This window comes from Dyadobacter crusticola DSM 16708 (genome assembly GCF_000701505.1).
Taxonomy (GTDB): domain Bacteria; phylum Bacteroidota; class Bacteroidia; order Cytophagales; family Spirosomataceae; genus Dyadobacter; species Dyadobacter crusticola.
Window position 1 is genome coordinate 627,866 of the sequence record NZ_JNJB01000001.1, and the last position, 14,308, is coordinate 642,173.

9 protein-coding genes are annotated in these 14,308 nt (G+C 47.8%); 2 read left to right on the forward strand and 7 right to left on the reverse strand.

Features of this window, described 5'->3' with window-relative positions; all coding sequences use genetic code 11:
• Position 1: 1 nt before the first annotated feature.
• The gene (locus Q369_RS0102775) at positions 2 to 1,168 is read right to left on the reverse strand and encodes a PepSY-associated TM helix domain-containing protein (RefSeq protein WP_031526235.1); all 1,167 of its coding nucleotides are present in this window, start codon (positions 1,166 to 1,168) and stop codon (positions 2 to 4) included.
• A 176-nt stretch (positions 1,169 to 1,344) separates the two neighbouring features.
• Between Q369_RS0102775 and ileS the strand changes: the two genes are divergently transcribed.
• On the forward strand, positions 1,345 to 4,767 hold the full coding sequence (ileS, locus tag Q369_RS0102780) for an isoleucine--tRNA ligase (RefSeq protein WP_031526237.1): 3,423 nt from the start codon (positions 1,345 to 1,347) through the stop codon (positions 4,765 to 4,767).
• A 75-nt stretch (positions 4,768 to 4,842) separates the two neighbouring features.
• Here the strand turns inward: ileS and Q369_RS0102785 are convergent, their stop codons facing one another.
• The 4 genes from Q369_RS0102785 to Q369_RS0102800 form a co-directional block, all read right to left on the reverse strand.
• The gene (locus tag Q369_RS0102785; RefSeq protein WP_031526238.1) at positions 4,843 to 6,288 is read right to left on the reverse strand and encodes an efflux transporter outer membrane subunit; all 1,446 of its coding nucleotides are present in this window, start codon (positions 6,286 to 6,288) and stop codon (positions 4,843 to 4,845) included.
• Between the two features lie 64 nt (positions 6,289 to 6,352).
• Positions 6,353 to 9,508, reverse strand: a complete 3,156-nt coding sequence (locus Q369_RS0102790; RefSeq protein ID WP_031526239.1) for an efflux RND transporter permease subunit — start codon at positions 9,506 to 9,508, stop codon at positions 6,353 to 6,355.
• Positions 9,509 to 9,538: 30 nt separating this feature from the next.
• A complete protein-coding gene (locus Q369_RS0102795) occupies positions 9,539 to 10,687 on the reverse strand; it encodes an efflux RND transporter periplasmic adaptor subunit (RefSeq protein ID WP_031526241.1) in 1,149 nt (382 codons plus the stop codon).
• Positions 10,688 to 10,848: 161 nt separating this feature from the next.
• Positions 10,849 to 11,271 carry a hypothetical protein gene (locus Q369_RS0102800; protein WP_031526243.1) on the reverse strand — a complete coding sequence of 141 codons (423 nt, stop codon included), beginning with the start codon at positions 11,269 to 11,271 and terminating at the stop codon, positions 10,849 to 10,851.
• A gap of 314 nt (positions 11,272 to 11,585) precedes the next feature.
• On the opposite strand from Q369_RS0102800, the gene Q369_RS0102810 reads away from it, so the two are divergent.
• Complete coding sequence (locus Q369_RS0102810; protein ID WP_051663870.1) at positions 11,586 to 12,179, forward strand: GNAT family N-acetyltransferase; 594 nt, start codon at positions 11,586 to 11,588, stop codon at positions 12,177 to 12,179.
• Between the two features lie 88 nt (positions 12,180 to 12,267).
• On the opposite strand, the gene Q369_RS0102820 is transcribed toward Q369_RS0102810, so the two are convergent.
• Together Q369_RS0102820 and Q369_RS0102825 are read right to left on the reverse strand one after the other, a co-directional pair.
• Complete coding sequence (locus Q369_RS0102820; protein ID WP_229206720.1) at positions 12,268 to 12,843, reverse strand: HmuY family protein; 576 nt, start codon at positions 12,841 to 12,843, stop codon at positions 12,268 to 12,270.
• 60 nt (positions 12,844 to 12,903) lie between these two features.
• Positions 12,904 to 14,298 carry an HmuY family protein gene (locus Q369_RS0102825; RefSeq protein WP_031526247.1) on the reverse strand — a complete coding sequence of 465 codons (1,395 nt, stop codon included), beginning with the start codon at positions 14,296 to 14,298 and terminating at the stop codon, positions 12,904 to 12,906.
• Between the last annotated feature and the right edge of the window lie 10 nt (positions 14,299 to 14,308).

The following is a 14,308-nucleotide window of genomic DNA, read 5'->3' on the forward strand; positions in this document are numbered from 1 at the left end:
ATTACCTGCTTACCAGGTCAGGTTTTACTCTTTTCAGGCTCCGCTTCACAGGTTTCGGAGCCTTATTTCTTCTACCCCACCAAATCAGAAAGCCGGTAACCGGCAGCGATGCACAAATAAGGCTGGCGAAGAACACCAGAATTTTGCCGGGTAACCCAAGAATGGCGCCTACATGGATATCGTAGTTCATCCGCCGCAGCGTTTCCCCGAAATTGGCATCTTTATAGTTACCCGAATAAGGCCCGGTAGCCTTGATTTCCTTCAAGGTATGCTGGTCAAAATAATGGTAATCTACGTTATAATAAGTACCCTCCCGGAAATTCACATAAGAGAAAATAGACTCCGACCTGAAATGCGGAATGGAAATGTTTAGGCTGGCGTATTTGGGATATTGCGCTTGCAGCTTGTTCCAGGCCCGGTCCACCGCCTGCACAGGTGCATCGACCGCTGAAACTGCTGTTGTATCAGAGGTAGGGTTGTAATACATGGCAGAACCCTCTCCGCCTGTGGCAGTATAAACACCCTGAGAAAACCATTGAAAACCCCAGACTAGCCCCGTCAGCGAAAGGATTACACCGATCGCCATAATGTAAAAACCAAGCACATTGTGCAGATCATAGTTTTTCCGGCGCCAGGCTGCATTCCACTTGATAGAAAAGCGTTGCTTTGAAGCCGCTTTGTTTTTAGGCCACCACAAAACCAGCCCCGTAATCATCATTACAAAAAAGACCAAAGTAGCCGACGCCACAACGGGCTGGCCGATTTTTTCAGGCAGCCACAAATAGTAATGTCCGTGCAGTATAAAGTGGAAAAAGTCGCCGTCTTCATTCCAGACCTTCGCTACTTTTCCGGTAAACGGGTTGAGATAAACGACGTAATAGTATTCAGGATCAAGATTATAGAAGCCTACTTGCGCATTTTTTCCAGGAACATCATAAAGCACGCCATTGGCTTTTTTGCCGGGAAGCAACTTTTCAGCCTCAGCCGCCAGTACCGAAGGCGGGAGCAACTTGCCCTGCTTCGGAGCGTCAACAAACATGTAAGGTTGGGTAAAACTCTTGATTTCATGCTCAAACGCGAGAATACATCCGGTAACTGAAATCACAAAAACAAGAGCTCCCGAAACAAGTCCCAGGTAAAGGTGAAGTTTGCCTAACAGTTTTTTCATAGACGCCTGCGATCTTAATTAGACTGAATCAAGATACGAAGGTAAGGCTTCATTCCAAATGCCACATCCTTTTAGCAGAAAAAAGTAGTAATTTTGCACTCTTAAAATCCGTACAGGGTTATAATAATGCCATTTACTTGAACAGCCAGGGCTCAGGCCGGACGCTAACAGCTTATATGAAATATAACGAATATAAAAATCTGAGTTATCCGCAAATCGGTGACGAAGTACTGAAATTCTGGAAAGACCAGGAGATCTTCGAAGCGTCTGTAAAAACCCGCGAAGGCGCGCCTACTTTCACCTTTTTTGAAGGACCGCCGTCGGCCAATGGAACGCCGGGTATTCACCATGTGATGGCGCGGGCGATCAAGGATATTTTTTGCCGGTACAAAACATTGCAGGGATTTCAGGTGAAACGCAAAGGCGGCTGGGATACCCACGGGCTGCCGGTTGAGTTGCAGGTTGAAAAGGAGCTTGGGATCACCAAAGAAGATATCGGAAAAACCATTTCGGTTGAAGAATACAATGAAAGATGCCGCCAGACGGTTATGAAATTCACAGATCAATGGAATGATCTGACTGAAAAAATGGGCTACTGGGTGGATCTGGACGATCCTTACATTACCTACAAAAGCGAGTACATCGAAAGCCTCTGGAATTTGCTTAAAAAGCTGTATGACAAAGGTTTGCTCTATAAAGGTTACACGATCCAGCCTTATTCACCAGCAGCCGGAACGGGACTTTCCTCGCATGAGCTGAATATGCCGGGTACCTATAAAGATGTAAAGGATACCACCATTGTGGCGATGTTCAAGGTGAAAACCGGGCAGCTTCTGAATGAATTTCCTGACCAGGATATCCGGATACTAGCCTGGACAACCACACCCTGGACTTTGCCAGCGAACTCCGCATTGACTGTTGGTGCTAACATCAACTACGTGCTCGTTGAAACATTCAATCCCTACACCCACGCGCCCGTTTCCGTAGTTCTGGCGAAGGATCTTTTGGGGAAATATTTCAGTGAAAAAGGTCAGAACGGAGATTTTGACGGTTATACAGCAAGCGACAAAAAGCTGCTTCCCTGGCGCATTCTGAAAGAATTCAAAGGCAAGGAGCTTGAAGGAGTGGAGTACAAGCAACTGATGCCGTACATACAACCCGCCGCACCGGCATTCCGTGTGATCCTCGGCGATTTTGTGACGACGGAAGATGGTACGGGCGTCGTACATACATCACCTACTTTCGGTGCAGATGACTTCCGGGTGGCGCAGGCTAATGGAATACCGGCGATCATGGTAAAAGATGAGAATGGAAAGGAAGTACCTATTGTTGACCGCACAGGAAGGTTTGTAAAAGAAATTACCGATTACGCAGGTCGTTTTGTAAAACCCGAATACTATTCGCAGGAAGAACAGGACGATCCTGAATTCAGGGCTACTGACGTTTTGATCGCGATCAAGCTCAAAGAAGAAGGAAAAGCGTTCAAGGTCGAAAAGTACGAACACCCCTACCCGCATTGCTGGCGGACTGATAAACCAGTGCTCTACTACCCGCTCGACAGCTGGTTTATCCGGACTACCGCATTGAAAGACCGCCTGGTAGAACTGAATAAAACGATCAACTGGAAACCGGAAAGTACCGGCACCGGCCGCTTTGGCAACTGGCTCGAAAACCTGGTTGACTGGAACCTGTCGCGCTCGCGTTACTGGGGTACTCCCCTGCCGATCTGGCGGAACGATTACGGCGATGAAGTGTGTGTAGGATCGGTAGAAGAGTTGAAAGATCTGCTGGAAGAAGCGACTATCTCGGGCCATTTGACCAAGGAACAAGCCTGGCATAACTCCGAGTACCTGCTGAAACTGGAAAACGGAGAAGCGGATCTGCACAGACCTTATGTGGATAATGTAGTACTGGTCTCCAAGCAAGGCCACGTCATGCACCGCGAGCCGGATTTAATCGATGTTTGGTTTGATTCGGGTGCAATGCCTTATGCACAGTGGCATTACCCGTTTGAAAATCAGGAGATATTTAACAAAAGCTACCCTGCTGATTTCATTTCGGAAGGTGTGGACCAGACGCGTGGCTGGTTCTTTACCCTGCACGCGATTGCCGGAATGCTTTTCGATTCGGTTGCATTCAAGAATGTGGTTTCGACGGGTTTGGTTTTGGACAAGAATGGAAACAAAATGTCCAAGCGCCTCGGGAATGCAGTTGATCCATTCTCAACATTGGCACAATACGGTCCCGATGCGACGCGCTGGTACATGATCACTAATGCAGAGCCTTGGGACAATTTGAAGTTCAATATCGACGGGATCGGCGAGGTACAGCGGAAATTTTTCGGTACGCTCGTTAATACTTACAACTTCTTTGCATTATACGCGAACCTGGACGGATACGAATTCCACGAAGTAAACTCGGTTCCAATTGAAAAAAGAACTGAGCTCGACCGTTGGATTCTATCCAAACTAAATACATTGATTAAAGAAGTAGGCGAGCAATTTGACGATTATAACCCGACAAAAGCGGGCCGTCTGGTGCAGGATTTTGTAACAGATCAGCTGTCCAACTGGTATATCCGTCTTAACCGCCGCCGCTTCTGGAACCCGTCGCAGGAGCAAGGTACGGGACTCACCGACGACAAACTGGCTGCTTACGAAACTTTGCAGCATTGCCTGGTAACTGTCGCACAGTTAATGTCGCCGATCGCTCCATTCTTTGGCGAATGGTTGTACAAGAACCTTACTGACGGAGATCGTGAGCTGGCAGTGCAGCACGATTCTGCCTATAAGTACGATTCAGTTCACCTGACTTACTGGCCTAAGATCGAGACTGAATCTGTTGACGCAGACCTTGAAGAGTCGATGGAACTGGCACAGCGGATCAGCTCACTGGTGCATTCAATCCGGAAAGGTCACAAGCTGAAAGTTCGTCAGCCACTCTCGAAAATTTTGATCCCGGTTTTGAGTGAAAAAACCAAGAGCCAAATCGAGCAGGTATCGGGTATTATTTTGACTGAAGTGAATGTGAAAACGATCGAGTTCGTGCACGACGACAGCGGTATCCTGAAAAAGAAGATCAAGCCAAACTTCAAAACTTTGGGACCCAAGTTCGGACCAAAAATGAAGGAAGTCGCTGCGGCTATATCGGCGATGAACGAAGCAGAAATAAAGACAATCGAAAGCAGCTCAACGATCACGTTGCAAGGCGCAAGTGGTCCGCTCGACATCGCGTTGACCGATGTGGAGATCATTGCAGAAGATGTTCCGGGCTGGCTAGTAGCAAGTGAAGGCGGCCTCACGGTCGCATTGGATATTACCGTAACCGATGAACTCCGGCTGGAAGGTATTGCACGTGATTTTGTAAACCGCGTTCAAAACCTGCGGAAAGACAGCGGTTTTGAGGTTACCGACAAAATCCGCATCACGCTGCAAAACAACGACTCACTGCTCGCAAGTGCAGTAACTGCCAACAAGGAATACATCTGCCAGGAAGTGCAGGCGCTCGACCTGAATTTGGTAGGAGACCTGAACGGAGAAGCTACTGAGATTGAAATGGATGAATTCCTGCTGAAAGTTAAGATCGAAGTTGCTTCGTGAATGCAGTAGGTAAGTCAGCTTAGATATAAAAATTAAGGCTATCGGTGGCAGCATCGATAGCCTTAATTTTTATATCTATTCCCATCCCCCGCCTAGCGAGCGGTACAGCTCGATCAATGCAAGAAACTGCTCTTTCTGAACATTTGTGAGGCTCAATTCGGCTTCCAGCGCACTTCTTTGCGTTGTGATCACTTCCAGGTAAGATGCGTACCCGGTCTGAAAAAGATCTTTTGACGTGGTAATGGATTGTTGCAGTACCTCTACCTCCTGCTTCTTCAAATCACTGATCTTTCTGGTATTTTCAATCTTTTTCAGGCTGGTACTTACTTCCTGAAATCCGGTTAATACAGATTTATTATACGCTAGCAGAGCTTCCCGGCTCGCTGCCTCGGCCCTTCTTTGTCCGGCTTTTAATGCCTTTCTGTTTACAAGTGGCGCAGCCAGTCCGCCCAATGCGCTGTATGCCAGCGAACCGGGAGCGAAAAGCAAGCTGCTTTTGAATGCGCTGTAACCGAGGAATGCAGTGATGTTCAGCGAAGGCAGAAAAGCCAGCTGGGCGGCCTGCTGCTCCGAGTAGTTGGCGAGCAGGTCGAGCTGTGCCTGCTGGATATCGGGTCTTCTCCTCAGCATTGTGGCAGGAATACCCGCGCTGATCGTCTCAGGGAAAACCTGGTCCAATGCATTTCCGCGCACAATGGACTGTGGAAACCGGCCCAGCAAAAGGTTCAGATTGTTTTCTGCCTGAATGATCTTCTGCTGAACTTCGAATTCAAGACTTTGCGTATTCAGAAGCTGCGCGGTAAGCTGGCGCACGCCCAGTTCATTCGCGCGGCCGGCTTCTTTCTGGATCTTCACCGTTTCCACAGCCGTTTGTTGCAGGCTGATGTTTTTACGAATAATATCCAGCTCCGTATCCAGTGCAACAAGCTCATAGTAAGAGCTTGCGATTTGTGCAATTAAGCCCGTAATAATAGCGTGACGCGCCTTTTCTGTGGAGAGCAGTCTGTGGTAAGCGGCTTTCTTCTGCGCACGCAATTTTCCCCAGATATCAATCTCCCACGAACTGCGCAGTCCCACAAAGTAGTCGGGCAAAAAAGGCAATGGGATTTTGCGGTCTGCATCAATGTTTTCAGAAAAGTTGGTATCATAGTTACCAACTCCGTCCATTGTATAATCACCGAACTTACGGCCACCGCCGGTCACTTCTGCTGAAACGGCGGGAAATAATGCACCTTGCGCGATCAGGATATTGGTACGCACCATTTCGATACGCTGAGATGCCATTTGCAGATCCAGGTTACCCTTCAATGCAGTGTCAATCAATGCAATCAGGTACTTGTCTTTGAAAAAAGATTTCCATTGAATCGCCGCAATGCCGGTCGAATCAGCCTGGTCGGCAAAGTGCTGTGGCGTGCTGATTCTGGCCGCCTGCTCCACGGGTTTCGTGAGCTTGCATCCGGACAATATTAAGAGTGTGCTGACTATCATCAACACGGAATGTAGCCTTTGGGAGGTTTTCATTACTGTTTAATAAGATGTATGAAAAGGCAGCCAGCGCAATGCCGGCTGCCGACGTATATTTTAACTAGCCAAGAACTGGCTCCTCATGCGCTGCACTTACCTTTTTGGTCTTTTTGGGCTTGATCATACTGGCAAAAAGCACGTACAATCCGGGGATAATGATTACCCCGAACAGAGTACCAATGAGCATACCTCCTGCCGCGGCAGTACCAATGGAACGGTTACCGATCGCACCCGCGCCTGATGCTACCACGAGCGGGATCAAACCGGCCACGAATGCAAACGAGGTCATCAGAATGGGACGAAGCCTTTCAGTAGCGCCTTCCAGAACCGCATCGATCACAGAGCGCCCCTCTTTCTGCCTTATGATTGCGTATTCAACAATCAGGATCGCGTTTTTACCTAAAAGACCAATCAGCATAACCAAAGAAACCTGCGCGTAAATGTTGTTTTCCAGCCCCATTAACTTCAAAGCCAGGAATGCACCAAAAACGCCCGTTGGCAAGGAAAGAATTACAGGTAATGGAAGCAGGAAGCTTTCGTACTGAGCAGCAAGGAGCAGGTAAACGAAGATGAGACAGATACCAAAGATGTAGATTGCCTGGTTACCTGACAGGATTTCTTCACGCGTCATACCCGACCAATCGTAAGTAAATCCTTTTGGCAGGCTCGTCGCGGCTACCCTTTCCACTGCCTTGATCGCATCTCCGCTGCTGTATCCTGGCGCCGCGTCTCCATTGATCATCGCCGACGTGTACATGTTGTAGCGAGTCAGAAGCTCTGGTCCGTAAACCCTTTCCAGGCGAATGAATGTCGAGAACGGCACCATTTCGCCGCGGTTGTTCTTCACGTACAGTTTCAGAATATCTTCCGGACTGCGGCGGAAACTCGGATCGGCTTGCACCATTACCTTGTACATTTGACCAAAACGTATGAAGTTGGAGGCATAAAGACTGCCGATCAGCGTTTGCAATGTGCTCATCGCATTGTCCACCGACACTCCTTTTTTTGAAGCAATATCCGCGTCCACGTGGATCATATATTGAGGGAAACTTGCGTCAAAGCTGCTGAATGCACTGGCGATCTCGGGTGCGGCCATTAAATCTTTGACAAACTGATTGGTAATCTCCGCCGTTTTTTGAAGGTCGTCACTTCCGGTACGGTCTTGTACGCGGAGCTCAAAACCACTCGAATTACCAAATCCCGGAACAGTCGGTGGCGGGAAAAACTGAATGTCGGCATCGGTGATATGCTTCGTCTTCTGCTCCATTTGGGCAATAATATCCTGAACGGAAGCAGTACGCTGGTCCCAGGGTTTCAGGTTGATCATCGCCATTCCGTATGACGAACCTGCCGACTCTGTGATCAGGCTATATCCTGAAAGTGAAGACACAGATTCCACGGGTTCCAGGGACTGCGCTACCTTTTGAATTTCATCCAAAACAGCCTCGGTCCGCTCTACGGTAGCCGCCACGGGAGTGGTTACATTCACATTGATTACACCCTGATCTTCCGTCGGGATAAAGCCGGTTGGCAGTACCGTGTTGATTCCATAAGTTCCAATGCAAAATGCAAGCAGCAGCCCGATCGTGATCATTCTTCTGCCTACTATGACCGAAAGCAGGTTTCGGTACTTGTTCGAAATACCATTATAACCATTGTTGAAACCACGGAAGAAGCGGTCAAGCAACGTGTTTTTGGAAGGCTGACCGTGCGTGTTTTTCAGCATCAATGCGCAAAGTGCAGGAGTAAGGGTCAATGCATTGACCCCCGAAATCACAATGGAAATCGCCAGCGTAATGGAAAACTGGCGGTAGAATATGCCGACAGGACCTGACATAAATGCAACAGGGACAAACACTGCCGACATTACCAATGTAATAGCGATGATCGCGCCACTCATTTCTTTCATGGATTCAATGGTAGCCTCACGCGCATCCAGATGCTTTTCAGCCATTTTTGCGTGCACGGCCTCGACGACGACAATTGCATTATCCACCACGATACCGATCGCCAATACCAATGCAAATAAAGTCAGCAGGTTGATCGAGAAACCAAACAGCTGCATAAATGCGAATGTACCCACGAGTGCAACAGGCACCGCGAGCGCCGGGATAATGGTCGACCTGAAATCTTGTAAAAACAGGTATACAATGATGATCACCAGGATAAATGCTTCGATCAGCGTGCGCACCACTTCGTGAATGGAAGCGTCGAGGAAGCGCGAAACGTCGTAAGAGACAAAGTAGTCCATTCCCGGGGGAAAAGTGGTTGTTTTCAGCTCCGCCACCTTATCCTTGATGTTCTGGATAACTTCCTGCGCATTGGAACCGGGCCGCTGCTTAATCATAATGGAAGCCGATGGTTTTCCATTGGATTTGGAAGCCATATCGTATTCCAGCGTACCAAATTCAATGTCGGCCACATCCTTTAATTTCAGCATGGAACCGTCAGGATTTGACCTCAGCACAATATTCTCGTACTGCTCAGGTTCGAAAAGCTTTCCGGTATATTTTAGAACATACTGTAAAACCTGCTGCTCACGGCCCGATGCCACACCTGTTTTCCCCGGAGCGGCCACCACGTTCTGGTCGCGGATCGCTTTTACAACTTCATCGGCAGACACATTGTAGCTGTTCATCCGGTCGGGTTTGAGCCAAACCCGCATCGAATAATCCTTGCTACCCATAATCTGAGCACGGCCCACACCGTCAATCCTTTTCAGCTCTTTAAGAATGTTGATATCGGCAAAGTTGTACACGAAATCCTCCGCAATGGAGGTATCCGAACTCATGATATCCAGGTACATCAGCATACTGTTTACCTCCTTTTCGGTGGTAACACCCGCCTTAATTACCTCTTCGGGAAGTTCGTCAATAACGGTTTGTACGCGGTTCTGGACGTTTACAGCAGCGAGGTCGGGATCGACTCCCACATTAAATGAAATGGTAATGGTGGTAACGCCGTCGTTACCGGATACACTGGTCATGTAAGTCATGCCAGGCACACCGTTGATCGCTCTTTCGAGGGGTACTGCCACTGCATCCACGCAAACCTCGGAGTTGGCGCCGGTATAAGTCGCGGTTACTACCACCGACGGTGGTACAATATCCGGAAACTGAGAAACGGGCAGGCTTGTGAATGCCAGGAGCCCGAGCAGGGTTATAAATATGGAGATAACCAGTGATAGCACCGGTCGCTCGATGAATTTTTGAAACATGATTTAAAATTCAGGTGAAACAAATAGATCTTATCGGGCTGTAAGCTCGATCTTGCTTGCCTCCGTATTGAGGCTGTCCATTGTTATGGTTTTCGGATTAATCGTCGCTCCGTCCTTCAATCCCTGAAGTCCTTCGCAAACGATCGTTTCCCCTGATTCCAAACCTGACTTTACCACATAATAACCCGATAGTCTCGATTTCGGCACAAAGCTTCTCGTCTTGACTTTATTGTCTTTACCCAAAACATAGACAAAGTTCTTGTCCTGGATCTCAAATGCAGCTTTCTGAGGAATCAAAATCGCATTTTCGACTGTGTTGGTAAGCCTGACAGTACCCGTTGAACCGTGTTTCAGCAGCTTGTCGGGGTTGGCGAAACGTGCGCGGAATGCAATGGAGCCTGTACCTTCGTCAAATGCACCTTCCATTGTTTCAATTGTGCCTTTGTGTTTGAAATAAGAACCGTCGGCCAGTTCGAGCTCCACGATCGCACCTTTGTTGGTAGCGCCTCTTGCACGCACGTATTCGAGGTACTCGTTTTCAGATACATTAAAGTAGGCGAAAACCGTTTTGGTATCGGAAAGGGTAGTTAAAAGCGTCCCTTCATCGATCAGGCTGCCCATTTTATGCGGAATTCTGTCGATTATGCCGTCAAACGGTGCTTTGATCTCGGTCCTCGCCAGCTGGATCGAGGCATTGGATTTTTCGGAACGGGCCTCTTCGATCCTGGCGTGTGCAGCAGCAAGTTTGGCCTCTGCCACTTCCATTTCAGATTTAGCGACCACGTTTTTATCTACCAAAACCTTAACCCGTTTCATTTCGAGCTCAGCGCCTTTTGCTTCTGCTATCGCGCTTTGCAGGTTTGCTTTGGCTTTGGCGAGTTGCGCTGCATATTCTTCATTATTGATCCGGAAAAGTATCTGTCCTTTTCTGACTTCCTTGCCTTCGTCAACATATACTTGTTCCAGATATCCTTTTACACGTGCATATATCTCAACATTCCTGACTGCGTGTATATCGCCGACATACTCCCGGTGCAGGTCTGTTTTTTGCGGTTTCAGCTCGGTTACGGGGATAGTCCGAATGCTGTCGCTCATTCCGGAAGTGGTTTCACTTTTCGAGGCACAGCCAAATGCAAATGCGCTGATAAACAGGAAAAGCGGCCATTGTAGATTTTTCATGATGAGTAGTTGAAATGGTGGTAATGTGGTTGGGGTGAACAGAATAGCCAGGCGCCCGGACGGGCACATAGTAAATGAGCTCAGGAGCAGGCGGCTGAAAGCGGCGCGCTGATCCTGTCCGTGTGTATCAAACGGAAACTATAAGAAGCTCGAAGGCAATTTTAGAATGGGCAGAGACGGTGAAGAAAACCGTAGTAGCCAGGCAGTACGAGGGTACCTTTGGTAATGGCAGGCAATACGACAGACTCCCGCACAGCTTTGGAGATCTGTGTAATGTGATATTCAGGCGCGGCCTGTTGATCAACAATTGTAATAAACCTGTAAGTAGAATGGCGGTGGCGCAGCAGGTCCGTTAAACTCTCCTGCCATTCAAATTCGTCAGCCCGGACGATCGCCTGATTTCTGGGCAAAGTATCGTCTTCAATGACGAAATCGTCAGCTTCTTCGGTAGATAATTGGGGATGAATGGAGAAGTTACTGGCACCAAGTTCCAGTTTGCACACCGCGCCTAATCGTTCCGCCAAAACAGGGAAAACAAGGAAGTGCACAAGGCAGAAAAACAATACAAAAGCTCTTTTTATCATGATGCTGATTGTGATCAGTACATTAAAAAATTCATACTTTTATAATGAATTCAAGAATAATTGGAACTATCAATACGGAATGTTACTATCATTCCGTGTAAGGTCAAATGTAACAATTCAAATGTAGAAACCAAATTTTAGTGATTGTTAATGAGTGTTAACAAATTTGTTTTAGAATAAAAAGTATGCTAAAACCGTTTTTCTCCAATAAAATCATCAACTTTTCATGAATTGGCCAAATTTCTTAACTAAACCTGTGAATGCCTGAATCAGCCCGTGCAATTATGTCCGCACTTTGACAAAAATGCAACTTTATGGATGTGGAGCCAATCAGAATAGGACGGTTTGTGCTAACCAAAATGACTGCCGCGGACAGCGAGAAGTACTACCACCTGAGTAATAATGACGATGTAATGAAATATGTTACCGGCTACGCGCTCAACCGTGCGCAGTCGGACGAAATGCTGCGAAGTATCCTGGAAGAATACGGTTCAGATACCTACCTGGGCCGCTATCTCATCGAAGTAGCCGAGTCAGCCGAGCTCATCGGGGTTGCCAAGCTCGACAGGAGTGGATTCGACATTGAGATAGGCTATCGTATACGGTTTGAATACTGGGGCAAAGGGATCGCCACCGAAATCGCCACCGGGCTCATTCATTTTGCAAAAAACAACCTGCGGGCGGCGAATGTGATTGCCTTCGTCAATGTAGACAATGCGGCTTCTGTCCGCGTGCTCGAAAAAGCGGGGATGAAAAACGTGGAAACCATGGAGGATATCGATGAGGTCAAATACAAATTCATTTATATACCTCAAAAAAGGAATGGACTGAGGAAGGTACTTTCCCTCCTGGTGGCAATGGCCGTGATCGCACTGATCGTCGCGCTTGTTTCAGGATGGATGGATTAAATAATAAGAGAAAACACCTCGCCGGATTTATCTCCGAAGCAATGGAGCTGATCGAAAAATCAAGAAACCGGAAATACGAATGGAATAACTAGAACTTACCATCGGCATCAGCCAGTGCGTACCGGAAAGTGTAGTAGCTGGATTCTTCTGTCGGAACATCTTCCGGCGCTCCTTTATAATAGCTGATGATCTCGATTTTGGCATACTTACCCTCGGCCGTTTTCAGCAGAATCGTCCGCCCGACAATCGGCAGGATTGCGTGCACGCCCATATCATATTTGTACCAAGAATTACCACTTCCGCCAGGTACTGCAAATCCTGCTTCACTGTCTGACTTATATCCTTCTTTGGGCGCCTCGGTGATTGAAGTAAATGGTTTTTCCACCACCAATGCCCCACCCTGGCCCGGGCCGCTTGTTCCTCCATTTACGGCAATGGTCGTTTTGCTGAAAGCGATGTCCCAGTTCTTGGTTTTAGCTTCTCTCGCAGGAACATCCTTTCCAGTGGCAAAGCTGAAATACACGTAAGGTTTGGTATTTGCATCAAGGTCTTTGACGACCACGATTTGTCCGGCATGGTCGTTTACCACGGGAATAATCTCTTTTTGCTCCTGCATTTGCAATGCGGAAATGAATAGGAATATCGAAATGAACAGCGTTTTCATAGCAGATGATTTGAATTAATGCGGGGAGAAACACAGTTGGCGTGTTGCTCCCCGGTTCAGTTAAGCGCCTTTTTCAACAAGCTTGTATTCCAGCTTCGGCTTGCCCCGCTCTCCACCGTCATTTGGATGGAAGCTCACAAACCGTAGTTTATAGATGTTGCCTGCCGGATCCTTGATCAGGTAGAAACGGTCGGTTTTCACGCCAACAGTACTTCCGGAAGTCACCCGCCATTTGGAGCCGATTGCGTCAGCATCTTTCGAGAATGTGATACCTGCCAGGTTGCTTTCTGCAAACGCATCGTAAGTAGCCGTGGTAGTCAGCACCTCGGCGGATTCTACGTTCGCTTGTCTGTTTGTGAAAACCAGATCTGAAAATCCGTAAGGGATCAGCCCGGTGCCGAAGTTGGTATAGTACATACTATATCCCCATTGAATGTCCCACTTATCCTTCGCAGGCTCCACGTCCACAGCAACACCTTTTTCCAAGGACACGTATTCAAAATTGGAAGTCGCGTCTTTGTTTACGTCGATTGTTTTAAAGGTATTTTCATTCACTTTGGCATACTGAACCGAATATCCCGCTCCTCTCCGCACAATGCGGATCTTGTAGAGCTGATCAGCCGGAAGTACGTTTGCCGCGCCGCCTTTACGGTTCAGGATGTACACTTTATTGTCCGCGTCCGCAGCTGAAATTTCTTTGATTACTGTTTTTGTCAAATCGCCTTTTGCATCATCAACAAGTGCCAGCTTACCCACTCCCTGACCAACTGCCAGCGAATCGGCAACAAAATCCTTCGCAGTTACCGCGTTGATATCCGATTTGTTGACCATTAATGCAGAGGCTCCATTGGTTGCATTAATAATCACGCGAAAATCGGTGCCGCTGTAAAAACCAAGGTCCCAGCTGTCGCGCAGCACCGCAGTTTGCGTGTTGCTGCTCAGATCGAGGAATACGGAATTGGCCGCGCTGCTACCCGGTTCTTGGTCTGCAATACCATTAAGCTGAATACTCGTACCTTCTGAAACAATCGCTTTAAAACTCAATTTCAGGTCTGTGGCAGTACCTACCAGTGCAGGCGCTCCTACTGACGTGATCTTGAATGCGACATGCTCGTCACCATCGAGGAGAATGCCTGCTTTTTTGGTTACCTTAAATGATACCGAAGACTGGCCGGCAGGTACTGACAATGCGATTGCATTGTTTGCCGCCGCCGGAGTGGTTGTAAACTCATTACCGTAAGTCAGCTGTGTGGGAGTTAATGATACCGTAATAGGAGTAATAACATCCACTGCCCGCGAGAGTGTGATTTTGATTTCTGTCTCCTCTCCTTCAAAACCTTTTTCAGCACTTTCAAACCCGGCTACATTATCGGGAAGCGGCGGCTCGTCGTCATTACAAGCATTGAAGCTTCCCAGGAAGGCGATCAGCAGCAGAGATTTGACTATTTTCTTCATTTTGGATTGA

What these genes read in the sequence shown, in the direction of transcription:
- Q369_RS0102775 (WP_031526235.1), bottom strand. Translation starts at nt 1,168, where the DNA reads ATGAAAAAACTGTTAGGCAAACTTCACCTTTACCTGGGACTTGTTTCG.
- ileS (WP_031526237.1), top strand. Translation starts at nt 1,345, where the DNA reads ATGAAATATAACGAATATAAAAATCTGAGTTATCCGCAAATCGGTGAC.
- Q369_RS0102785 (WP_031526238.1), bottom strand. Translation starts at nt 6,288, where the DNA reads ATGAAAACCTCCCAAAGGCTACATTCCGTGTTGATGATAGTCAGCACA.
- Q369_RS0102790 (WP_031526239.1), bottom strand. Translation starts at nt 9,508, where the DNA reads ATGTTTCAAAAATTCATCGAGCGACCGGTGCTATCACTGGTTATCTCC.
- Q369_RS0102795 (WP_031526241.1), bottom strand. Translation starts at nt 10,687, where the DNA reads ATGAAAAATCTACAATGGCCGCTTTTCCTGTTTATCAGCGCATTTGCA.
- Q369_RS0102800 (WP_031526243.1), bottom strand. Translation starts at nt 11,271, where the DNA reads ATGATAAAAAGAGCTTTTGTATTGTTTTTCTGCCTTGTGCACTTCCTT.
- Q369_RS0102810 (WP_051663870.1), top strand. Translation starts at nt 11,586, where the DNA reads ATGGATGTGGAGCCAATCAGAATAGGACGGTTTGTGCTAACCAAAATG.
- Q369_RS0102820 (WP_229206720.1), bottom strand. Translation starts at nt 12,843, where the DNA reads ATGAAAACGCTGTTCATTTCGATATTCCTATTCATTTCCGCATTGCAA.
- Q369_RS0102825 (WP_031526247.1), bottom strand. Translation starts at nt 14,298, where the DNA reads ATGAAGAAAATAGTCAAATCTCTGCTGCTGATCGCCTTCCTGGGAAGC.